This is a genomic window from Achromobacter sp. ISS7, assembly GCF_056523125.1.
In genome coordinates this window covers 1376278-1397762 of record NZ_JAWRZD010000001.1, presented here as the reverse complement: position 1 = coordinate 1397762, position 21485 = coordinate 1376278, and the positions used below count along the sequence as shown (strand labels likewise).

19 protein-coding genes are annotated in these 21485 nt (G+C 69.4%); 16 read left to right on the top strand and 3 right to left on the bottom strand.

Going from position 1 to position 21485, the window contains the following annotated elements; all coding sequences use genetic code 11:
- The first annotated feature begins 340 nt into the window (after positions 1–340).
- The 4 genes from AC1HFW_RS06475 to AC1HFW_RS06460 are packed head-to-tail and all read left to right on the top strand — an operon-like array spanning position 341 to position 4738.
- Positions 341–1174 carry a hypothetical protein gene (locus tag AC1HFW_RS06475; RefSeq protein WP_006394615.1) on the top strand — a complete coding sequence of 278 codons (834 nt, stop codon included), beginning with the start codon at positions 341–343 and terminating at the stop codon, positions 1172–1174.
- Positions 1175–1187: 13 nt separating this feature from the next.
- Positions 1188–2921: a thiamine pyrophosphate-binding protein gene (locus AC1HFW_RS06470; protein ID WP_479282336.1), complete on the top strand. Its 1734-nt coding sequence runs from the start codon at positions 1188–1190 to the stop codon at positions 2919–2921.
- 43 nt (positions 2922–2964) lie between these two features.
- The gene (locus AC1HFW_RS06465) at positions 2965–3942 is read left to right on the top strand and encodes a Bug family tripartite tricarboxylate transporter substrate binding protein (protein ID WP_006394613.1); all 978 of its coding nucleotides are present in this window, start codon (positions 2965–2967) and stop codon (positions 3940–3942) included.
- Position 3943: 1 nt separating this feature from the next.
- A complete protein-coding gene (locus tag AC1HFW_RS06460) occupies positions 3944–4738 on the top strand; it encodes an SDR family NAD(P)-dependent oxidoreductase (protein ID WP_479282335.1) in 795 nt (264 codons plus the stop codon).
- A gap of 117 nt (positions 4739–4855) precedes the next feature.
- Here the strand turns inward: AC1HFW_RS06460 and AC1HFW_RS06455 are convergent, their stop codons facing one another.
- On the bottom strand, positions 4856–5662 hold the full coding sequence (locus AC1HFW_RS06455) for an IclR family transcriptional regulator (protein WP_054431275.1): 807 nt from the start codon (positions 5660–5662) through the stop codon (positions 4856–4858).
- Positions 5663–5672: 10 nt separating this feature from the next.
- Positions 5673–6401, bottom strand: a complete 729-nt coding sequence (gene ypfH, locus AC1HFW_RS06450) for an esterase (RefSeq protein WP_035360336.1) — start codon at positions 6399–6401, stop codon at positions 5673–5675.
- A gap of 161 nt (positions 6402–6562) precedes the next feature.
- Between ypfH and AC1HFW_RS06445 the strand changes: the two genes are divergently transcribed.
- The 5 genes from AC1HFW_RS06445 (at position 6563) to AC1HFW_RS06425 (ending at position 14152) form a co-directional block, all read left to right on the top strand.
- Entirely contained in the window at positions 6563–8104 is a 1542-nt protein-coding gene (locus AC1HFW_RS06445; RefSeq protein WP_479282334.1) for an amino acid permease, read from the top strand.
- A gap of 192 nt (positions 8105–8296) precedes the next feature.
- The gene (gene imuA, locus AC1HFW_RS06440) at positions 8297–8995 is read left to right on the top strand and encodes a translesion DNA synthesis-associated protein ImuA (RefSeq protein ID WP_116522037.1); all 699 of its coding nucleotides are present in this window, start codon (positions 8297–8299) and stop codon (positions 8993–8995) included.
- On the top strand, positions 8925–10394 hold the full coding sequence (locus tag AC1HFW_RS06435; protein ID WP_479282333.1) for a Y-family DNA polymerase: 1470 nt from the start codon (positions 8925–8927) through the stop codon (positions 10392–10394). The genes imuA and AC1HFW_RS06435 overlap by 71 nt, the downstream gene beginning before the upstream one ends.
- 7 nt (positions 10395–10401) lie before the next feature.
- Complete coding sequence (locus AC1HFW_RS06430; RefSeq protein WP_479282331.1) at positions 10402–13629, top strand: error-prone DNA polymerase; 3228 nt, start codon at positions 10402–10404, stop codon at positions 13627–13629.
- A 142-nt stretch (positions 13630–13771) separates the two neighbouring features.
- Positions 13772–14152, top strand: coding sequence for an I78 family peptidase inhibitor (locus AC1HFW_RS06425; RefSeq protein WP_006394606.1), 381 nt, complete (start codon positions 13772–13774; stop codon positions 14150–14152).
- Positions 14153–14256: 104 nt separating this feature from the next.
- On the opposite strand, the gene AC1HFW_RS06420 is transcribed toward AC1HFW_RS06425, so the two are convergent.
- A complete protein-coding gene (locus tag AC1HFW_RS06420) occupies positions 14257–15156 on the bottom strand; it encodes a LysR family transcriptional regulator (protein WP_006394604.1) in 900 nt (299 codons plus the stop codon).
- 112 nt (positions 15157–15268) lie between these two features.
- On the opposite strand from AC1HFW_RS06420, the gene AC1HFW_RS06415 reads away from it, so the two are divergent.
- From AC1HFW_RS06415 to AC1HFW_RS06385, 7 genes are all read left to right on the top strand, one after another.
- Entirely contained in the window at positions 15269–16159 is an 891-nt protein-coding gene (locus AC1HFW_RS06415) for an aldo/keto reductase family oxidoreductase (protein WP_479282328.1), read from the top strand.
- 54 nt (positions 16160–16213) lie between these two features.
- Positions 16214–16864 (top strand): NUDIX hydrolase, encoded by a 651-nt coding sequence (locus AC1HFW_RS06410; protein ID WP_479282326.1) that lies wholly within the window; start codon positions 16214–16216, stop codon positions 16862–16864.
- Positions 16865–16954: 90 nt separating this feature from the next.
- On the top strand, positions 16955–17869 hold the full coding sequence (prs, locus tag AC1HFW_RS06405; protein WP_479282324.1) for a ribose-phosphate diphosphokinase: 915 nt from the start codon (positions 16955–16957) through the stop codon (positions 17867–17869).
- Between the two features lie 22 nt (positions 17870–17891).
- Positions 17892–19613 (top strand): nicotinate phosphoribosyltransferase, encoded by a 1722-nt coding sequence (locus tag AC1HFW_RS06400; protein WP_479282322.1) that lies wholly within the window; start codon positions 17892–17894, stop codon positions 19611–19613.
- Between the two features lie 38 nt (positions 19614–19651).
- Positions 19652–20062, top strand: coding sequence for a hypothetical protein (locus AC1HFW_RS06395; RefSeq protein ID WP_157146253.1), 411 nt, complete (start codon positions 19652–19654; stop codon positions 20060–20062).
- Between the two features lie 10 nt (positions 20063–20072).
- Complete coding sequence (locus tag AC1HFW_RS06390; RefSeq protein WP_479282320.1) at positions 20073–20729, top strand: hypothetical protein; 657 nt, start codon at positions 20073–20075, stop codon at positions 20727–20729.
- A gap of 13 nt (positions 20730–20742) precedes the next feature.
- On the top strand, positions 20743–21480 hold the full coding sequence (locus AC1HFW_RS06385) for an RES domain-containing protein (RefSeq protein ID WP_479282318.1): 738 nt from the start codon (positions 20743–20745) through the stop codon (positions 21478–21480).
- Positions 21481–21485: the final 5 nt, after the last annotated feature.

Here is a 21485-nt window from a genome sequence, read left to right as displayed (position 1 = left end):
GCGCCCGCTTCCAGGGCATCACGCCCTTCCCCCCTTTGCATTGATCGCGCCACGCCCCGGTGCGCGTGATCGTGTCACGCCCCCATCTGCGCGAACGAGCGGCTTCTGCGGATGCCTCGCTGGCGCACGCACGTCCTGCGCCCCCTCCCCGCCAAACACACCTCCCGACCTCGCTCGCCCCAAATTCAAATTAGTTTCCATAATATGGAGACAGCATTGTTGACCCGAAGCCGCGCCTCTTAGAATCGGTCTCATACGATTATTCCAATTCAAGCAGAGACAAATCGATTCCCTCGCAGACGCCCTAACAGGCGCAGGGATCGAATCAGATATCCATAATATGGAAAACAAGAATCACACCGAGGCTGCCCGCATCCTCGACAGCATCACCAAGCTGGCGCCCGAAGACGCCGGCCGCGTGGTGATCGCCGCCTCGCACGGCGGCGACTACGCCGCCTATTGCGCGGCCCGCGGCCGGGTGCGCGCGGTGGTGCTGAACGACGCCGGCGTCGGCTGGCAGCGGGCCGGCATCGCCGGGCTGGACGACTTGCAGCAATGGGGCGTGGCCGCCGCCACCGCCGACTACCGCAGCTGCCGCATCGGCGACGGCGCCGACATGGCGCGCCACGGCATCGTCAGCCACGTCAACGAACTTGCCCACGCGCTCGGCTGCCGGCCCGGCATGGCCGTGGCGCAGGCCGCCCAGCGGCTCGCCGCGGCCGACATGGCGCCGACCTGGCCGGCGCCGCGCCACGAAGCCCGCACGGTCCTGGCCGCCACCGAGGACGGCGCGCCCCTGGTGATAGGCGCCGATTCGGTCTCGCTGCTGGAAGCGGCCGACGACGGCCTGATCGCCGTGACCGCCTCGCACGGCGAACGGCTGGCCGGCCTGGCCACCGACGGCGTGCGCCCCGTGCCCCGGCTGGTGACCTTCAACGACGCCGGCATCGGCAAGGACAGCGCCGGCATCGGCCGCCTGCCGCTGCTGCAACGGCGCGGCATCGCCGCGCTGACGGTGTCGGCCCACAGCGCGCGCATCGGCGATGCGCGCTCCTGCTACGAAGACGGCGTGGTGTCGTGCGCCAACGCCCGCGCCCGCGAACTCGGCTGCCGCATCGGCGCCCCCCTCAGAACCTTTATCGACGCCCTGCTCGCAGGGCGCGCAACCTGCTAGGAGCACCCTCCGCATGTCGGAAAAACTGGAAATCACGGGCGGCGAAGCCATCGCCCGCATGTTCGCCGCGCACGACGTCGGCCTGATGTTCGGCATGGGCGGCTTCCAGCTGCTGCCGTTCTACGACGCGGTGCGGCGCCTGAAGCTGAACCACAACCTGATCAACGACGAACGCTGCGCGGTGTTCGCCGCCGACGCCTACACCAAGGTCAGCGGCCGCCCCGCCGTGTGCGACGCCACGCTCGGCCCCGGCGCCACCAACCTGGTCACGGGCCTGGCCGAGGCCTACAACGCCGGCACCGCCATGGTGGCGCTGGTGGGCGACTCGCACCGCATGCATTCGTGGAAGAACATGACCCAGGAGGCGCGCCAGCTGGAAGTGCTGCGCCCGGTGGTCAAGGACGTGCTGCGGGTCGAGAAGATCGAGCGCATTCCCGAACTGGTGCGGCGCGCCTTCGCGGTCGCCACCAGCGGCCGGCCCGGCCCGGTGGTGCTGGACGTGCCCGAGGACATCGCCCACGAGGTCCACGCGTTCGACGCCGACGCCTTCCACGCCAGCGCCACCTATCGCCGCGCGCCCGCCCTGCGCTGCCGCCCCGACGCCGAGGCGCTGGCGCAAGCCGCCGCCATGCTGGCCGGCGCCGCCCGCCCGCTGATGCTGTGCGGCGGCGGCGTGCACATCAGCGAGGCCGCCGAGGCGGTGCAGGCCTTCGCCCGGCGCTACAACATCCCGGTCGCCCACACCATGAGCGGCAAGGGCGCCATCGCCTGCGACGATCCGCTCAACGCGGGCCTGTTCGGCCGCTACAGCCGCATCGCCAACGACCTGATCGCCAAGTCCGACTGCCTGTTCGTGGTCGGCTGCAAGCTGGGCGAAGTCGCCACGCGCCGCTATGACCTGCTGGCCACCGGCGCGCCCATCATCCACCTGGACATCGTGGCCGAGGAATTCGACCGCACCACCACGCCCACGCTGCGGCTGTGGGGCGACGCCCGCGCCACGCTGGCCGAGCTGGACCAGGCCCTGGCCGCCCAGTCCGACAACGGCGGCGCCCGCCGCGAAGGCTACGCCGCCGAAGTCGGCCAGGCCATGCACACTTGGCGCGAATCGGTGCACGCCAAGCTGACCTCGGCCGACCGGCCCATCGGCATGGCGCGCCTGATGCACGAGATCAACGCCAGCCTGCCCGCAGACGGCGTGCTGGTGGCCGACGGCGGTTTCGCCGCGCACTGGGGCGGCCTGCTGTTCGACACCAAGCGCGCCGGCCGCGGCTTCGTGCCGGACCGCGGCTTCGCGTCGATCGGCTACGGCATCCCCGGCGCCATCGGCGCGGCCGCCGCCGCCCCCGGGCGCCAGGTGGTCAGCCTGACCGGCGACGGCGGCTGCAACATGTCGCTGGGCGAACTGGAAACCGCGGTGCGCATGGGCATGGCCTTCACGCTGGTGGTGGTCAACAATGCCGCCTCGGGCTATATCAAGGCCTTGCAGCACCTGATGTACGGCAGCGGCAGCTACCAGTCGTCGGACCTGGCCGAGACCAACTACGCCAACGTGGCGCGCGCGCTGGGCTGCAACGGCATCCGGGTGGAGGACCCGGCCGAGATCCCGGCCGCGCTGGCCGCCGCCTACGCCTGCAAGGACCGCCCCACCGTGCTGGACGTGGTGGTGACGCGCGACCCCGCGCACATGCTGCCGGGCGTGGACAGCCGGGCCGCCAAGATCAAGCCAGGCGATCGCATCGCCTGATGCCTGAATAAAAACATAATCAATCCAAGCGAGGAGACAACCCATGAAGATCCGTACCTGGCTGACCGTGGCCGCGACCGCCCTGGCCACCGTGCTGGCGGCCCCCGCCAGCGCCCAGAGCAACTATCCCGACCGCCCGATCCGCCTGATCGTGCCCTTCCCGCCCGGCGGCACCTCCGACGTGGTCGGCCGCATCTTCGCCGAGGCGCTGGGCAAGCAGATCGGCCAGCCCGTGGTGGTGGAAAACCGCGGCGGCGCCGGCGGCACGGTCGGCTCGCGCGCGGTGGCCAGCGCCACGCCCGACGGCTACACGCTGCTGCTGGGCACCTCCAGCACCAACGGCACCAACTCGGCGGTCTACAAGAACCTGCCGTACGACGCCGTCAAGGACTTCACCCCGGTCACGCAGATCATCCGAGTGCCGGGCGTGATCGTGGTCAACAAGGACTTCCCGGCCAAGGACTACGCCTCGTTCGTGGCGCTGGTCAAGGGCGCGCCGGGCAAGTATTCGTATGCCTCGTCGGGCAACGGCGGCGCCACCCACATGGCGATGGAGTACTACAAGTCGCTGTCGGGCCTGGACATGATGCACGTGCCGTATCGCGGCACCGGCCCGGCGCTCAACGACGTCATCGCCGGCCAGGTGCCGATCCTGTGGGACACGGCGGCCTCGTCGATGGCGCACATCCAGTCGGGCAGCCTGCGCGCCATCGTGGTGGCGGCCAGGAAGCGCCTGCCGCAACTGCCCGACGTGCCCACCTTCGCCGAAGTCGGCCTGCCGACGTATGACGCGGAGATGTGGAACGGCCTGCTAGCCCCGGCCGGCCTGCCCGCGCCGGTCCTGGCCAAGCTCGGCGAGGCCTCGCGCCGCGCGCTGGCCGACCCCGAGGTGCAGGCCAAGTACGCCGGCGTGGGCGCCTATGTGGTGGCCGACAAGCCGGAAGCCTTCGCCGCCATGATCAAGGAAGACGTGGCCAAGTGGAAGAAGGTGGCCGAGTTCGCGCACATCTCGGTGGACTGACATGGGCCAGCGCATGCAAGGCAAGACCGCGCTGGTGTTCGGCGCGGGGTCGTCCGGGCCGGGCTGGAGCAACGGCCGCGCCGCCGCCGCGCTCTATGCCCGCGAAGGCGCCCACGTGTTCGCGGTGGACCTGCGGCCGGAATCGGCCGAGGAAACCCGCCGCATCATCCTGGACGAAGGCGGCCGCTGCACCGCGCTGGCGGCCGACGTGACCGACAGCGCGCAGATCCTGGCGGCGGTGCAGGCCATGCTGGCCGAGGCCGGCCGCATCGACGTGCTGCACAACAACGTCGGCATCACCGAGATGGGCGACCCGATCGAGGCTAGCGAGGACAGCTGGCACCGGGTCATGGACACCAACCTGACCGGCGTGTTCCTGACCTGCAAGCACGTGCTGCCGGCCATGCTGGCCCAGGGCGGCGGCAGCATCGTCAACATCTCGTCGCTGGCCTCGATCCAGGTCAACACCTATCCGTACACCTCGTACTACGCCGCCAAGGCCGGGCTGAACCACCTGACCCGCGCCCTGGCGGTGCGCTACGCGCCCGACAACATCCGCGTCAACGCGGTGCTGCCGGGCGTGATGGACACGCCGCTGATCTACGCCCAGATCGCGGGCCAGTTCGAGGACGTGGAGGAAATGCGCCGGCGCCGCAACGCCGCCAGCCCGATGGGCCGCATGGGCGACGCCTGGGACGTGGCCCATGCCGCGCTGTTCCTGGCCAGCGACGAAGCGAAGTACATCACCGGCGTGTGCCTGCCGGTGGACGGCGGCAAGTCCTGCGCGGGACGATAGCCGGCGTAGCAGGCCGGCCAGCGGGGCGCCAGGACGCGCCGCCTGCCGGCCATCTCCCGATCGGTCCGATAACTGTCGGATTGCCCGGATCCGAGACGCGCGCGGTCGCGCCACGCGTCAGGCCGGGCGCGGCGCCAGCTCCGCGCCCAGTTCCGTGGCGGCGCGCTGCAGCGCCGCCACCACCTCCTGCAAACGCGCGCCCGACAAGCGCGAGCGGATCGCGGCCACGCTGAGCGCGGCCACTACGTGCTGCTCGCGGTCGTACACCGGCACGCCCACCCCCAGCATGTCCGGAATGATGCGGCCCGGGTTCAGCGCATAGCCCTGCTTGCGGGCGGCGGCGATGTCCTCGCGCAGCATCGCGGTGGACGGCAGGTCCGGCGCGGCCGAGGCGTCGTAGCGCGCCAGCACCCGCTCGATATCGTCATTGGGCAGGAACGCCAGCAGCGCCAGGCTGCCCGCCCCCACGCCCAGCGGCCGGCGGTGGCCGACCTCCAGCGTCAGGATCTTGATGGGGAAATCGCCCGTCTTGCGGTCGACGCAGACCGCCTCGTGGCCCGACCGCACCGACAGGAAACTGGTGTCGCCGGTGGACTCGGCCAGCCGCAGCACCGCCGATTCGGCGATCGCCTTGATGCCGTGGCGGCTTTCGGCCGCCAGCCCCAGGATGTACGACTCGCGCCCCAGGCTGTAGGTCTTGAGCTTGGGGTTGAGCGCCAGGAAGCCTTCCTGCAACAGGGCCGACAACATGCGGTGCGCGGTCGGCGGCGTCAGGCCCAGGTCGCGCGCCACGTCGGTCAGGCCGACGCCGCGCGCGGGCGCGGCGCCCACGTACTTGAGGATGCGCAGCACCCGGAAGATGCTCTGCGCGCCGCCGACCGGATCGGCGTCGCGGGCGGCGGCGGAGGATTTGGCGGGACTCATCGGCGCGGCGTCAGTGCACCGTGGTGCCGTCCGGCGGCGACTGGTTCAGGCCCAGCGCCGCTTCCCAGCTGCGCAGCGGCACGCAGGTCTGCAGCCGCTCGATGGCGCGCTGGATCAGCGCAGGGTGCAGCTCGTGGCCGACCTGCGAGGCCACGTCGATGGTGGCGTCGCCATGCAGCTCGTCCAGCCGCGCCTGCGCCGCCTGGATGTGCGCCACCGGCATGATGCCGTCGGCCGCGCCGTGCAGGAGGTGCAGCGTGGTGTACTGCGGCGCGGCCTTGGGCAGTTGCGCATAGCGGCCCGAAAAGGCGATCACGCGGCCGGCCATGCCGTCATGCGCCTGCACCAGTTCGAGCGCCATGATGGCGCCCTGCGAGAAACCGGCCAGCGCGGTGTCGGACTGCAGCAGGCCGAAGCGGGCCTGGGCCTGCTTCACGTAGGCCTCCAGCGGCGGCAGGGCCTGGGCCACCCGTTCGGGGCGGTTTTCCTCGGTGACGCCGCGCACCGAGAACCATTGCCGGCCGGCGCCGCCGCCATCGAAAGGCTCGAAGCCCTCGGGGATCAGGATCGCCGCCGCGGGAAACGCGGCGCGCACGGCCTGGGCCAGCGGCAGCAGGTTGTCGGGCGCGCCGCCGACGCCGTGCAGCAGGATGAACAGTTGGCGCACCTCGGCGCCCGGTTCGGGCAGCAGTTCGATCGCGCGGGAAGATGGGGAGGAATCAGGGGAAGAAGCAGCCATGCAACGGCTCCGTACGGGCACTGGATGGCCCCATTGTAAAATGCCCGTCACACGCAATCCTAGGCAAGGCGCCCCCCGGGCCGGCTACTGCCCCCGGTGTCCACAAGGCGCTGACGGGCGTTCGTGGCCGGCGCAGCGCTTTGCATCAACCTGTGCATTCCATGAAAACACCGACGACAGATTCGGGAACCCCTCCGGCCGGCAAGAACCAGTTGCACCGCGTGCTCAAGGCGCGCCACCTGACCATGATAGCCCTGGGCGGCGCCATCGGCACCGGCCTGTTCATCGCCTCGGGCGCGGCCATCGCCCAGGCCGGCCCCGGCGGCGCGCTCACGGTCTACCTGCTGATCGGCCTGATGGTCTATTTCATCATGACCAGCCTGGGCGAACTGGCCACCTTCATGCCCGTATCGGGCTCGTTCTGCACCTACGCATCGCGCTACGTCGACGGCGGCTTCGGCTTCGCGCTGGGCTGGAACTTCTGGCTCAGCTGGGCCACGGTGGTGGCGGTGGACGTGGTCGCCGCCCAACTGGTGATGGCGTACTGGTTCCCCGACACCCCCGGCTGGATCTGGAGCGTCCTCTTCCTGGCGCTGACCTTCGGCCTGAACGCCTTCTCGGCGCGCAGCTTCGGCGAGGCCGAGTACTGGTTCGCCATCATCAAGGTGGTGGCGGTGCTGTGCTTCATCGTGCTGGGCGTGGCCATGCTGGTCGGCATCATCCACAGCGACGCCCCGGTCGGCCTGCGCAACTGGACCGTGGGCGAGGCGCCGTTCGTCGGCAACGCCGCCACCTGGGTCGGGGTGGCCATGGTGGTGGCCTATTCGTTCCAGGGCACCGAGCTGGTCGGCGTGGCCGCCGGCGAGTCCGAGAACCCGCGCCGCAACGTGCCGCGCGCCATCAACCACGTGTTCTGGCGCATCCTGCTGTTCTACGTGCTGGCGATCCTGATCATCGGCCTGCTGATTCCCTATACCGACCCGCAACTGCTGCGCAACGAAGTCGAGGACATCGCCGTCAGCCCGTTCACGCTGGTGTTCCAGCACGCCGGGCTGCTGTCGGCCGCCACCATCATGAACGCGGTGATCCTGACCTCGGTGCTGTCGGCCGGCAACTCGGGCATGTACGCCGCCACCCGCATGCTGTTCAACATGGCGGTCGAGGGCCAGGCGCCGGCCGTGTTCAAGCGCCTGACCGGCAACGGCGTGCCGCTGTACGCACTGCTGGCCACCACCGCGCTGGCCTGCCTGTGCATGTTCAGCGTGGTCTACAGCCCCAAGGCGGTCTACATCTGGCTGCTGAATTTCGCCGGCATGACCGAGTTCATCGTCTGGCTCAGCATCGCGGTCAGCCACTACCGCTTCCGCCAGGGCTACGTGAAGCACGGCTACGACACCGCCAACCTGCCCTACAAGGCCGGCCTGTTCCCGTTCGGCCCGCTGCTGGCCTTCGTGCTGTGCCTGCTGGTCACGCTGGGCCAGAACTACCAGGCCTTCCTGGACGAGCGCATCGACTGGATCGGGGTGGTCTCGACCTACCTGGCGATCCCGCTGTTCCTGGCGTTCTGGATCGGCCACCGGCTGGTCAGGAAGTCGCGCTGGATCCGCTACGAAGACATGCAGTTCTACGGCTTCGAGGCCGACCGCGCCGCCGGCGTCGGCCAGGACGCGCCAGTCGCCGCCGGCGCCGCCGCGCGCCCCTGACGCGGCACCGGGCCGCCCCGTGCGGCGGCCCGGCCCTCCGGCCCTGAATCCCCCTCCATGGCAGTGCAATCCCGGGATACATCCCGACGCTTTCGCGTCGGGTAAAATACTGTATATTCATACAGCAATCATTGATTTCCCAGGGCGGCCCGACTGCCCTCCACCCCAGGAGAACCGGGTCGTCCAGCCGCCATGCCGTCCCCAGAACAGATCCATCCCGCGTTGTGGCGCGCCACCCAGCTTGCCCGGGGCGCCGCCCGCAGCCTGCCCACCGGCCACGCCGCCCTGTCGGCCGAGCTGCCGGACGGCGGCTGGCCGCTGGGTTCGCTGATCGAGCTGCTGTCGCCGCAACCCGGCATCGGCGAAATCCGCCTGCTGCGCCCGGCCCTGGCGCAGCTCGAAACGCGCCGCGCCATCGCCCTGGTGCAGCCGCCGCACGCGCCGCACATCGCCAGCTGGATGAGCTGGCGGCTCGATCCGCGCCAATTGCTCTGGGTCGCCCCCGAAAAACCCCTGGACGCCCTCTGGGCCGCCGAGCAGATCCTGAAAAACGGCAGCTGCGGCGCCCTGCTCTGCTGGCTGCCGCACGTGCGCCCCGAATCGCTGCGCCGGCTGCACCTGGCGGCCCAGGCCAGCGACCTGCTGTTCGTCGCCCTGCGCCCGGCCAGCGCGGCGCAGCACGCCACCCCCGCCCCGTTGCGCCTGGCGCTCGCGCCCGCGCCGGGCGGGCTGTCCGTCCATATTCTCAAGCGCCGGGGACCGGTCTGCGAGGCCCCGCTGTACGTGGGCCTGGAGCCCGGCGTCCTCGCGCCCACCCGCCATGCGCCTCTGGATCGCCGCCTACCTGCGCTGCCTGCCGCTGGACGCACTGCGCCCGCACTGGCCGCATGAGGCGCAGGCCTGCGCGGTCCTCGACCAGGAACGCGTCGCCGCCCTCACGCCCGCCGCGCGCCAGGCCGGCGTGCGGCCGGGCATGCGCCGCGGTGGCGCGGCCGCCATCGCGCCCGAGGTCGAGCTGCTGACGCGCGACCCGGTGGCCGAGGCCGACACCCTGCAGGGCGCGGCGCTGGCGCTGCTGCAATACACCCCCGAGGTCGCGCTGTCCGGCGACGACACCGTGCTGCTCAGCGTCGGCGCCAGCCTGCTGTTCTTTGGCGGGCCGCGCGCGCTGCACCGGCGCGTGGCCGCGACGCTGGCCGCGCTCGACCTGCGCGTGTCGCTGGGCATGGCGCCCACCGCCGCCGGCGCCTGGCTGCTGGCGCACCGCAGCGGGCGCCGGCCACCGCGCCGGGTGCTGACCCCGCGCACGCTGGCGCGCCGGCTCGACGCCCTGCCCGTGGCCCTGCTGCCGCAGGCCCAACCGCGCCTGGACTGGCTCAACGACATCGGCTGCCACACGCTGGCCGACCTGCGCGCCCTGCCGCGCGCCGGCCTGCAACGGCGCAGCGCGCCCGACCTGCTGCAGGCGCTGGACGCCGCCTATGGCCAGTCGCCCGAACTGCATCGCTGGATCGAACCGCCGCCGCGTTTCGAGCGCCGCATCGAGCTGATGGAATACCTCGAACACACCGACGCGGTGCTGGCCGTGGCGCGGCGCCTGGCCGAGCAACTGGGCGGCTGGCTGACGGCGCGGCAACTGGCGGTGCGGCGCGTGCTGCTGCGCATGGACCACGAGCGCGGCCGCCATGCGCGCCCGCCCACCGAACTGGAACTGGCGCTGGCCCAGCCCGTCTGGCAGGCGCCACAGATCCTCAACCTGCTGCGGGAAAAGCTTGGCCGCCTCACGCTCGAAGCCCCGGTCATCGCGGTATCCCTATTGGCGCCCGACACCACCGAACAACCCGCCGCCAGCACCACGCTGTTCCCCGAGCCCGGCGGCACCGCCGCCGACCACGCCCGCCTGCTGGACCTGCTGACGGCGCGGCTCGGCCGCGACCACGTCCGCCACGCCTGTCCCACCCCCGACCACCGGCCCGAGGCCGCCAACGCCTGGGGCGACGCGCTGGAGCCGCCGCAGCGCCCCGAGCCGCTGCCCGACCAGCTGGACCGCCCCTTCTGGCTGCTCGACCCGCCGCTGCCGCTGAAGCTGGCCGGCCACCGGCCGCAATACGCCGGCCAGGCGCTGCGGCTGATGCGCGGCCCCGAGCGCATCGAAAGCGGCTGGTGGGACCCGGCCCTGACCGTGCGCGACTACTTCGTCGCCGAGGACGCCGCCAGCGCGCGCTACTGGATCTACCGCGAACGCGACGACGAGCACGCGCGCTGGTACCTGCACGGGCTGTACGCCTGACCCCGCCATGCAAGCGCCCGACGATCCCCATGACGACGCCCCCGGCCCGCCCGCCGGACTGCCTGGCTACGCCGAACTGCAATGCCAGTCGAACTTCTCGTTCCTGCAGGGCGCCTCGCACCCCGAGGAACTGGCCGCCCGCGCCGCCGAACTGGGCTACGCCGCCCTGGCCATCACCGACGAATGCAGCCTGGCCGGCGTGGTGCGCGCCCACATGGAGGCCAAGACCCAGAAGCTGCCGCTCCTCATCGGCGCCACCTTCCGGCTGCGCGCCGGCCCCGACACCGCGCCGCTCGACCTGACCCTGCTGGCGCAGACCCGCGAGGGCTACGGCAACCTGTCCGAACTCATCACCCTGGCCCGCACCCGCGCCCCCAAGGGCGAATACCGGCTGGCGCCCGAGGACTTCACCGCCCCGCCGCCGGGCTACGAACACCTGCGCCACCTGCCCGAGTGCCTGGCGATCCTGTCGCCCGTCTACGGCGACGACCCCGACCGCATGGCGCAGCAGGCGCGCTGGCTGGCCGCCACCTTCCCGCACCGCGCCTGGGTCGGCCTGACCCTGCTGTACCGTTCGCGCGACGACCTGCACCGCGCCGCCGTCGACCACGCCGCGCGCGCCGCCGAACTGCCCGTGGTGGCCCTGGGCCAGGTGCAGATGCACGTGCGTTCGCGCAAGCCGCTGCACGACACCCTGACCGGCATCCGCACCCACCAGCCCGTGTCCCAATGCGGCTACGCGCTGTCCGGCAACGCCGAACAGCACCTGCGCACCCGCATGCGGCTGGCCAACCTGTACCCGCCCGAGGCGCTGGCGCAGACCCTGGTGGTGGCGCGGCGCTGCGCCTTCTCGCTGGACGAGCTGCGCTACGAATACCCCGACGAGATCATCCCGCGCGGCCACACGCCCGCCACCTACCTGCGCCAGGAAACCCTGGCCGGCGCCGCGCGGCGCTTTCCGGCCGGCACGCCGGCCCACGTCACCGAGCAGATCGAAAAGGAACTGGCGCTGATCGCCGACCTGCAATACGAGGCCTACTTCCTCACGGTCTACGACATCGTCCTGTTCGCCCGCAACAACGGCATCCTGTGCCAGGGGCGCGGTTCCGCCGCCAACTCGGCGGTGTGCTACTGCCTGGGCATCACCGAAGTCGACCCGCGCCGCGGCAACAACCTGTTCGAACGCTTCATCAGCAAGGAACGCAACGAGCCGCCCGACATCGACGTCGACTTCGAGCACCAGCGGCGCGAGGAAGTGATCCAGTACATCTACGGCAAGTACGGCCGCCAGCGCGCCGCCCTGACCGCCGTGGTGATCTCCTATCGCCCGCGCAGCGTGCTGCGCGACACCGGCCGCGCGCTGGGCGTGGACCTGGGCGTGATCGACGCGGTGGCGCGCGCCCACCAGTGGTGGGATGGCAAGAAGGAAATGCTGCGCACGCTGGGCGCCTGTGGCCTGGACCCGGAATCGCAGGTGGCGCGGCAATGGGCCGCGCTGGCCCAGACCCTGATGGGCTTTCCGCGCCACCTGTCGCAACACCCCGGCGGCTTCGTCATCTCGCGCGGCAAGCTGTCGCGGCTGGTGCCGATCGAGAACGCCGCCATGGCCGACCGCAGCGTGGTGCAATGGGACAAGGACGACCTGGACGCGCTCAAGCTGCTCAAGGTCGACGTGCTGGCCCTGGGCATGCTGTCGGCGCTGCGCCGCACCCTGGAGCTGGCCGGCCAGCGCCGCGGCCAGCCGCTACGGCTGCAGGACATTCCCGAAGGCGACACCCCCACCTACGACATGATCTGCGAGGCCGACACCATCGGCGTGTTCCAGATCGAATCGCGCGCCCAGATGACCATGCTGCCGCGCCTGCGGCCGCGCGAATACTACGACCTGGTGGTGCAGGTGGCGATCGTGCGGCCCGGCCCGATCCAGGGCGGCATGGTGCATCCCTACCTGCGCCGCCGCCAGGGCAAGGAAGACATCGACTACCCCAGCGACAAGGTGGAAGGCGTGCTCAGCCGCACCATGGGCGTGCCCATCTTCCAGGAACAGGTGATGCAGATCGCGGTGGTGGCGGCCGGCTTCACGCCCGGCGACGCCGACCAGCTGCGGCGCTCCATGGCCGCCTGGAAGCGCAAGGGCGGCGTCGACAAATACCGCGTCAAGCTGGTGGGCGGCCTGCTGGCCCACGGCTACACCCTGGAATTCGCCGAGGCGCTGTTCCGCCAGGTCGAGGGCTTTGGCGAATACGGCTTCCCCGAAAGCCACGCCGCCAGCTTCGCGCTGCTGGCCTACGCCAGTTCCTGGCTCAAGCGCCACGAGCCCGAGGCCTTCCTGGCCGCGCTGCTCAACTCCCAGCCCATGGGCTTCTATCCCCCCGCGCAACTGGTGCAGGACGCGCGCCGCCACGGCGTGCGGGTCTTGGCGGCCGACGTGACCGTCAGCGGCTGGGACGCCGCGCTGGAAACCGCGCCGGACGACGCCGCGCCGCGCCGGCCTCACCCTCATGCGCCCCCGCCAGACGAAATTCGCCCCGCCGTGCGCCTGGGCCTGAGCCTGATCCAGGGCCTGCACGAAGACAGCGCCCGCCGCATCGAGGCGGCCCGCGCCCAGGCGCCCTTCACCAGCACCGGCGACCTGGCGCGCCGCGCCGCCCTGACGCGCCACGACCTGAACGCGCTGGCCGCCGGCGACGCCCTGCTGACCCTGGCCGGCCACCGCCGCCAGGCCAGCTGGGAAGCCGCCGCCAGCGTCCACAGCCGCGACCTGCTGCGCGACGCCGCCATCCACGAGACCGAGACGCCGCAACTGGCCGCGCCAACCGAGAACCAGACCGTGGCGGCCGACTACCGCAGCGTCGGCCTGACCCTGCGGCGCCACCCCGTCGAACTGCTGCGGCCGCAACTGGCGGCGCGCAATTTCCAGCCCGCCAGCGTGCTCAACGGCTACCCCGACAAGCGCGTGGCCCGCGCCTGCGGCATCGTCACCGTGCGCCAACGGCCGCAGACCTCCAAGGGCGTGATCTTCGTCACCCTCGAAGACGAAACCGGCCCGGTCAACGTGGTGGTGCGCCCCGAGCTGATCGAACGCCAGCGCCGCGAACTGCTCGCCTCCTCCCTGCTGGGCGTATACGGCAGCTGGCAGAGCGTGGACGGCGTGCGCCACCTGATCGCGCAGCGGCTGGTGGACCTGTCCGAGTTGCTGGGCGGCCTGAGCATGCCCAGCCGCAACTTCCACTGACGGCGCTACGCTGTCGGCACCACGTTCGCCGCGGCCCCGCCGAGCGCGGGGCGGGCGGGTGGTCTATGATGGTTTTTCCCCGGCGCCCGCCAGCGCGCGCGATGGCCGCGCCGGGGAAACGTTTTCTTTTTCAGGAGTGATCATGATCCGCAAGCTGATTCCCGTTCTGCTGGTAGCCGCGCTGAGCGCCTGCGCCAACTCCGGCGCCCCGCGTTCCTCTTCCGCCCCCGCCGCGTCCAGTTCCTCCAGCGCGCCCGCGGCGTCGGACAGCGCGTCCGGCACCACGTACGGATCCTCGTCCTCCTCCCAGCCCACCGGCAAGACCTGCGACGCCAGCTCACTGCAATCGCAGATCGGCCAGAAAGCCACCCAGTCCGTCCTGGAAGACCTGCGCACCCGCAGCGGCGCCACCACCGCCCGCATCCTGCGCCCCGGCCAATTGGTCACCATGGAATACAACGACACCCGCCTGAACCTGATCGTCGACGACAAGGACGTGATGACGGCGATCCGCTGCGGCTGAACGCCCCGCATGAACCGCCAGACGGGCGCGACGGGCACCACCGCCCCGCGCCCGTTTTTTCCAGATGGCGCCGCCGGACTGATGGCCCTGGCCGCGCGGGCACGCTACCAACGCATCTCCTGCACGAAGTCCACGAAGGCGCGCAGCGGCGCCGGCAGATAGTGGCGGCCCGGAAAATACAGCAAGGGTCCGGTGAAGCTCGGCCACCAATCCGCCAGCAGCGGTTCCAGTTCGCCGCGGTCCAGGTAAGGCTGCAACCATTCCTCGAACAGGTAGACCACCCCGGCGCCCGCCACGGCCGCATCGACCGCCAGGTCCACCGCCGCGCCCAGGCTGACGATCAGCGGCCCGTCCACCTCCACCGTGACGGACTCGCCACCGCGCTCGAACCCCCACGCCGGCATGGCGCCGCTGGTGAAGCGGCCGCGCAGGCACAGGTGCTGGCGCAGGTCTTGCGGGTGCAGCGGCCGCCCCTGCCGGGCCAGGTACGCCGGCGCGGCGGCCACCGCCATCCGCTGGCGCCGCGGGCCGATGGGAATGGCCACCATGTCCTGGTCCATGCTCTCTTCGTAGCGGATGCCCGCGTCGCAGCCGGATTGCAGCAGCTCGACAAAGCGGTCATCGACGATGACCTCCAGCCGGATCTCCGGATACTTGGCCAGGAACGGCGGCACGATGCGCGGCAGCACCAGCCGCGACGCCGCAAGCGGCACATTCAGCCGCAGCCGGCCCGCCGGCCGGTCGCGGAAACTGTTGGCCACGTCCAGCGCCGACTCGACCGCGTCCAGCGCGGGCGTCAGCTGTTCCAGCAGCCGCTGCCCGGCCGCCGTGGTCGCCACGCTGCGCGTGGTGCGGTTCAACAGCCGCACGCCCAGCCGCGCCTCCAGCCGGCGCACCGCTTCGCTCAACTGCGACGCGCTGGTCCCCGTCTGGCGCGCCGCGCCGCGAAAGCCCCCATGGGTCGCCACCGCGACAAACGCGCCGATGTCTTGCAGGTTGGACATGGCCGGCCCCGATTGTTCGAAATTCCGCACAAGTTGTGCAATTACCAGGGATTGTCGCACGCACCGCGCCGCCCTAGACTCGATGTCATTCCCCCCTGCCTCGGAGCAAGTCATGACCTCGATTCAACAAGCCGGCGCCTATCCGCTGGGCGATCTGTCCGTCAACCGCCTGGGCTACGGCGCCATGCAACTGGCCGGCCCCCACGTGTTCGGCCCGCCGAAGGACAAGGCGCAGGCCCTGGCCGTCCTGCGCGAAGCGATGGCGCTGGGCATCAACCACCTGGACACCAGCGATTTCTACGGCCCGCACATCACCAACCAGCTGATCCGCGAAGCGCTGCACCCCTACCGCGACGATCTGGTCATCGTCACCAAAGTCGGCGCGCGCCGCGGCGACGATGCCTCGTGGCTGCTGGCCAACTCCCCCGCCGAACTCGAATCGGCGGTGCACGACAACCTGCGCAACCTGGGCCTGGACGTGCTGGACGTGGTCAACCTGCGGCTCATGTTCGACGTGGCCGGCCCCGCCGAGGGCGACATCGAGCAGTCCTTCACCACCCTCGCCGAATTGCAGCGCAAGGGCCTGATACGCCACCTGGGCCTGAGCAACGCCACCGCGCGCCAGGTGGCGCAGGCCCGCGGCATCGCCGACATCGTCTGCGTGCAGAACCAGTACAACATCGCGCACCGCGGCGACGACGCGTTGATCGCGCAGCTGGTGCAAGATGGCATCGCCTACGTGCCGTTCTTCCCGCTGGGCGGCTTCTCGCCGCTGCAATCGGCCACGCTGGAACGCGTGGCCGCCGACAGCCAGGCCACGCCGATGCAGACCGCGCTGGCCTGGCTGCTGCAATGCTCGCCCAACATCCTGCTGATCCCGGGCACCTCGTCGGTCGACCACCTGCGGCAGAACGCCGCCGCGGCAAACCTGGCGCTGACGCCGCAGGCGGTGGCCGAGCTCGATGGGATTGGCGCCGGCGGCCAGGGCGGCGGGCGCGGTTGACCAATCCGGCGCATAGTGGCACCTTACCCCGAAGTGCCACGCCCGGAACCGCCCTTGGACCACCCCCAACCCCTCGTCACCGTCGACGCCGTCCTGCTCACCCTGCGCGAGACCGGCCTGGAAATCGCCCTGCACCCGCGCGACCGCGCGCCGTTCAAGGGCGCCATGGCCTTGCCCGGCGGCGTGGTGCACGTGGATGAAGACGCCAGCACCGAAGCCAGCATCCGCCGCGTGCTGCGCGACAAGACCGGCTTCGAGCCGCGCTACCTGGAGCAGTTGCAGGTGTTCTCGGGACCGGACCGCGACCCGCGCAAGTGGTCGCTGTCCGTGTCCTACGTGGCGCTGGTGCCGGCCGCCGAACTGGAGGCCGCCCCCGCCGGCTTTCGCTTCGTCAGCGTGGACGCGCTGCCGCCGCTGGCCTTCGACCACGCCGACATCGTCACCGCCGCCGTGGCCCGCCTGCGCGGCAAGTCGAGCTACTCGACGCTGCCGTTCTTCCTGCTGCCGGAACGCTTCACGCTGACCGAGCTGCAACGCACCTATGAAGCCATCCTGCAGACCACGCTCGAGAAATCGAACTTCCGCCGCAAGATGGAAGCCTGGGGCGTGCTCGAAGCCACCGACGACTACGTGCTCGGCGCCCAGCGCCCCGCCCGCCTCTACCGCCTGAAAGACTTCACCCTGTTCGACCGCAGCGTCGGATAACGCCACGCCGAACCCGCCTTAGTTGCAAAGAAACAATAAGCAGGCTTATACTTGCCTCACTTAGTTTTAATTTGCCACTAAGGCCCGATCATGTTCACCATCACTGCGGTAGTAGAAGGACAACGCCAAACCGAAACGCCCCGCGCGTTCGTGTTCCCCGGCGGCGAAAGCCAGGTCACCGTGCCCGCCGCCTTGCAGGCCTGCGCCGACGCGGCCAGCGCATTCCGCATCCACGCCCTGCTGAAGTCGGCCGATGACGTGATGCAGTTGCTGCTGCTGACCGACGCCCTGCGCCGCCTGAACCCCGCCGTGCCCGTGCACCTGGACATGCCCTACGTGCCCTACGCCCGCCAGGACCGCGTCTGCAACCCGGGCGAGGCGCTGGGCGCGGCCGTGTTCTGCAAGCTGATCAACGACCAGCAATACGCCACCGTCACCGTGGTCGAGCCGCACAGCGACGTGACGCCCGCCCTGCTGCAGCGCGTCCGCGTGATCGATGCCGCCGCCTTCCTGAAGAACGTGCTGGCCGCCCCCGCCTTTGCCAACGGCGTCACCCTGATGGCGCCCGACGCCGGCGCCCGCAAGCGGGTGCAGGCCCTGGCCAAAAAGCTCGGCGTGGCCGACGTGCGCTACGCCGAAAAAGTCCGCGACCCGCAGACCGGCCGCATCACCGAAACCCGCGTGCCCGACGACATCCCCGCGCAACCCGTGCTGGTGGTCGACGACATCTGCGACGGCGGCCGCACCTTCCTCGAACTGGCCGCGGCCCTGCGCGACAAGACCGACCAGCCGCTCTACCTGTACGTGACCCACGGCCTCTTCAGCAAAGGCTTCGCCGAACTGAACGCCCGCTACGCCGGCCTCTACACCGCCTACGACTGGACCGCCACCGAAGGCGCCGGCGCGCCCGTCCTGGTCAACACGATCGAAGCCGCCAGCACCGCCATCCCTGACAACGCCATCGAGGCCGCCCGCGCCCCCGCTATCGCCGCCACGGCCAACTGAACATCAAGCAGGAGTCCACACCATGACTACCACCGCCCCCCTCAAGAACGGCATCAACCCCTTCCTGCAAGCCGACTTCTACAAGACCGGCCACCCCTTCCAGTACCCCAAGGGCACCAACAAGATCCTGGCCAACTTCACGCCGCGCTCGGCCCGGCTGGCGCCCGTGCTGCCTGAACTGTTCGACAACAAGATCGTCTGGTTCGGCCTGCAAGGCTTCATCAAGGAAATCCTGATCGACCTGTTCAACCGAGAATTCTTCGGCAAGCCCGCCGGCGCGGCCGTGCGCCAATACCAGCGCCGCGTCGACAACGCGCTGGGCAAGGGCGCGGTCACCGTCGACCACCTGCAGGCGTTGTACGAACTGGGCTACCTGCCGCTGGAAATCCGCTCCCTGCCCGAAGGCGCCCGCGTCGACATCCGCGTGCCGCCCGTCACCTTCGTCAACACCAGGCCGGAATTCGCCTGGCTGGTCACCTACATCGAAACGCTGTTCAGCTGCGAATCGTGGAAGCCGTCCACCGTGGCCACCATCGCCTTTGAATATCGCAAGCTCCTGACCTACTTCGCCCGCCTGACCGGCAGCCCCATGGACTTCGTCAACTGGCAGGGCCACGACTTCTCGATGCGCGGCATGTCGGGCCTGTACGACGCCCGCAAGAGCGGCGCCGGCCACTTGCTGTCGTTCACCGGCACCGACACCATCCCGGCCATCGACTACCTGGAAGACATCTACGGCGCCGACTCCGACCGCGAACTGGTCGGCGGCTCGGTGCCCGCCACCGAACACTCGGTCATGTGCCTGGGCAGCAAGGAAGGCGAAATCGAAACCATCCGCCGCCTGGTCACGCAGGTCTACCCGGCCGGCATCGTGTCGGTGGTGTCCGACACCTGGGACTTCTGGCAAGTAGTCACGGACTTCGCCGCCGCATTGAAGTCGGAAATCCTGGCGCGCCAGCCCGATCCCTTCGGCAACGCCAAGGTCGTGTTCCGCCCCGACTCGGGCGACCCGGTGAAGATCCTGACCGGCTACTTCTGCACAGACGTACCCAGCGTGGAAGACGCCCCGGCCCTGGCCGCCGCCCGCCGCGACGGATTCGACGCCGTGCGCGATACCGCGACCGGCCTCACCTGGCGGCTCGACGACGACGCCCGCGCCAGCCAGACGCTGCGCGAGGCCGAAGTCAAGGGCGCGGTGCAGTGCCTGTGGGACATCTTCGGCGGCGTGGTGACCGAGCGCGGCTACAAGCTGCTGGACCCGCACGTCGGCCTGATCTACGGCGATTCGATCACGCTGGCGCGTGGCCGCGACATCCTGGTGCGGTTGGAAAGAAAGGGGTTTGCGTCCGGCAACGTGGTCCTGGGCATCGGCTCGTACACGTATCAATACCTGACCCGCGACAGCTTCGGCTGGGCACTCAAGGCGACGTACGCCGAGGTCAATGGCGAACCACAGGAACTGGTGAAGGACCCGGTGACCGACTCCGGCGTGAAGCGTTCGGCCAAGGGGTTGCTGCGGGTGGATGAAACGGCGACGGGGTATGTGTTGCGCGACCAGCAGACGCCGGAACAGGCGGAAGGCGGGGCGCTGGTGCCGGTGTTCCGGGATGGGCAGTTGCTGGTGGAACAGAGCCTGGCGCAGATTCGGGAACGGTTGCAGGGGTCGTGGGTGTGCCCGGAGCCGGGGAGTGTTGATTGGATGGGAAATGTGAAAAAAATGGAAAAAGTGGAAAAAATAGACTAAGCTATGAACCAACTCGGATGTTCACCCATGAGGGTCGCATGACCGCCACCGTATCGTCTCGCTCAGAAAGCAACCTGCTCACTTGCAGGGAAATCATGGCGCTCGGCCTGGACGAGGCTACAAGCCAGGCGTACCAAGAAGCGGTCGAACGCTATGAGCAGACCCATCCGACAAGCAATAGTCGTGACTATCTTGAATATGCGTTTGATGTGCTTCGTGGCATCGCCTATCAAGAGGAAGAACGCTACGGCATCCACAGATTTGAGCCTGGCCGGCTCAGGGAAAGATTGATCCCGGTAGTCCGGCGCTTGTTGGGCGAGCGGCGCATTCGACTTCTTGCTCGAATCGCGATAAGCGGCCGCCCTAGGTCCAGAAACAGCACGACGCGCAGTAGCGCCACCACTCGACGGCAAATGGCTCCGGTCGCAGCACCGCCGCTATTCGCCTGAGGAGGTAACCATGGGACTGGTCTCACACAAATACCAAGCAACCCCCAAAGATGTCCGGGCGATTGTCAATGGAAGCTATCCAGGCGATCCCCACGCAGTGATCAAAAGCATGGCGTCCACGCTGGCCAAGGAGCTCTCCCCGCTCCAGAAACCTGGCCGCACGGACGACCTGCTGAACATCCTTGTGCGACAGCTCGAAGATTGGTTGGTATGTGACGCAAATGTAGCGCTGCCCGAAGAAAAGACGGCCGCTCTGCCAGTTACCATGTGGTCTCCCGCCGAGGTGGTTGCGAAGCAAAAGCTGAGCGCGTTGACGACCCTGTACAGATACGACAAGGCCGGCAAGCTCTATTGCGTGAAGCCGTCAGCGAAACAGAACGGGCGCATGTTCCCGGCCTGGCAGTTCGTGGATCCGGTTCCCAGCCTTTTGTCGCACGTCATCACCGAGTTGCGTGGAGTGTTGCAGTTCGAGCTTCATGCTTTTTTCGTTACCCAGCAAGACGACCTCAACGAACTGTCACCCGCGGAAATGTTGGCGGGCCTGCCCTTTGAGAATCGAGGCGCGGTATCGCCCGCACAGGCGCGACTGCTCTCGCTTCCAACGGCAGAACGGTTGCAGCGGGTTCTGGCGCTTGCAAGGTATGCAGGAAGGGGCATGACTGATTGAAATCGGTCGTGGTATGCAATTCGATGAACAAGCGCGTTACGAGCCGCCGTCTCACCTACAGGCACTAGTTCCCAGTACCGCCGCCCTGCTGGCCGCGCTGACCCATTCCGTCGAGCGGCTGGCGGCAGGCACCGTTCTATACCGCACTGCCGGCGACGCAAAATACCTGCTGCCGGAAGTACTGATCAATGCCTCCAGGTTCGGTCCACCGATGGCGTTGCGTCATGAAGATGGGACGCTACCTTACGCTTGGCTCTATCTCGCTCGGGACCTCCCTACCGCCATTTGGGAAGGCCAGTTCGTCCGACACGACGCCACGCGCGCGGGGAATTTCTACATACATCCGTCTGCCGCGGAAACCGGTGCCATCGGCACCCTGGCCTTCGGCCGAGACCTTCGCCTTTGGAACCTGTCGGGTGAAGCGTGTGCCAAGCTTGGCATTCACGACACGATTTCATCGAGCGACTACGAAGCGTGCCATTGGATCGGGCATCGCCTCCGTGAAGCCATGATGAGCCGTGAACCGGATGCGATCCCCGATGGCTTCTGCTATCCCTCCAGACGGATGCGAGGGCACCAGGCGATCGCCATCCGCAGCGACATTCTGCCTGACCTCAGGACAGGCGCAGTGGTCACGCATGAACCGTTCGGGCAGAGCGCCGCCTATGACGCCTTGCGCGCCGATGCGCTCTGCGAACCTGCACCGAGCGCAACGCGGCCCATGCCCCGGCAGCGTCCAAGGGAGCGTTGATTGAG

What these genes read in the sequence shown, in the direction of transcription:
- AC1HFW_RS06455 (WP_054431275.1), bottom strand. Translation starts at nt 5,662, where the DNA reads ATGAGTCCCGCCAAATCCTCCGCCGCCGCCCGCGACGCCGATCCGGTC.
- AC1HFW_RS06435 (WP_479282333.1), top strand. Translation starts at nt 8,925, where the DNA reads ATGCGCCTCTGGATCGCCGCCTACCTGCGCTGCCTGCCGCTGGACGCA.
- AC1HFW_RS06460 (WP_479282335.1), top strand. Translation starts at nt 3,944, where the DNA reads ATGGGCCAGCGCATGCAAGGCAAGACCGCGCTGGTGTTCGGCGCGGGG.
- AC1HFW_RS06430 (WP_479282331.1), top strand. Translation starts at nt 10,402, where the DNA reads ATGCAAGCGCCCGACGATCCCCATGACGACGCCCCCGGCCCGCCCGCC.
- AC1HFW_RS06390 (WP_479282320.1), top strand. Translation starts at nt 20,073, where the DNA reads ATGGGACTGGTCTCACACAAATACCAAGCAACCCCCAAAGATGTCCGG.
- AC1HFW_RS06395 (WP_157146253.1), top strand. Translation starts at nt 19,652, where the DNA reads ATGACCGCCACCGTATCGTCTCGCTCAGAAAGCAACCTGCTCACTTGC.
- AC1HFW_RS06470 (WP_479282336.1), top strand. Translation starts at nt 1,188, where the DNA reads ATGTCGGAAAAACTGGAAATCACGGGCGGCGAAGCCATCGCCCGCATG.
- AC1HFW_RS06475 (WP_006394615.1), top strand. Translation starts at nt 341, where the DNA reads ATGGAAAACAAGAATCACACCGAGGCTGCCCGCATCCTCGACAGCATC.
- prs (WP_479282324.1), top strand. Translation starts at nt 16,955, where the DNA reads ATGTTCACCATCACTGCGGTAGTAGAAGGACAACGCCAAACCGAAACG.
- AC1HFW_RS06425 (WP_006394606.1), top strand. Translation starts at nt 13,772, where the DNA reads ATGATCCGCAAGCTGATTCCCGTTCTGCTGGTAGCCGCGCTGAGCGCC.
- AC1HFW_RS06420 (WP_006394604.1), bottom strand. Translation starts at nt 15,156, where the DNA reads ATGTCCAACCTGCAAGACATCGGCGCGTTTGTCGCGGTGGCGACCCAT.
- imuA (WP_116522037.1), top strand. Translation starts at nt 8,297, where the DNA reads ATGCCGTCCCCAGAACAGATCCATCCCGCGTTGTGGCGCGCCACCCAG.
- AC1HFW_RS06385 (WP_479282318.1), top strand. Translation starts at nt 20,743, where the DNA reads ATGCAATTCGATGAACAAGCGCGTTACGAGCCGCCGTCTCACCTACAG.
- ypfH (WP_035360336.1), bottom strand. Translation starts at nt 6,401, where the DNA reads ATGGCTGCTTCTTCCCCTGATTCCTCCCCATCTTCCCGCGCGATCGAA.
- AC1HFW_RS06465 (WP_006394613.1), top strand. Translation starts at nt 2,965, where the DNA reads ATGAAGATCCGTACCTGGCTGACCGTGGCCGCGACCGCCCTGGCCACC.
- AC1HFW_RS06445 (WP_479282334.1), top strand. Translation starts at nt 6,563, where the DNA reads ATGAAAACACCGACGACAGATTCGGGAACCCCTCCGGCCGGCAAGAAC.
- AC1HFW_RS06415 (WP_479282328.1), top strand. Translation starts at nt 15,269, where the DNA reads ATGACCTCGATTCAACAAGCCGGCGCCTATCCGCTGGGCGATCTGTCC.
- AC1HFW_RS06400 (WP_479282322.1), top strand. Translation starts at nt 17,892, where the DNA reads ATGACTACCACCGCCCCCCTCAAGAACGGCATCAACCCCTTCCTGCAA.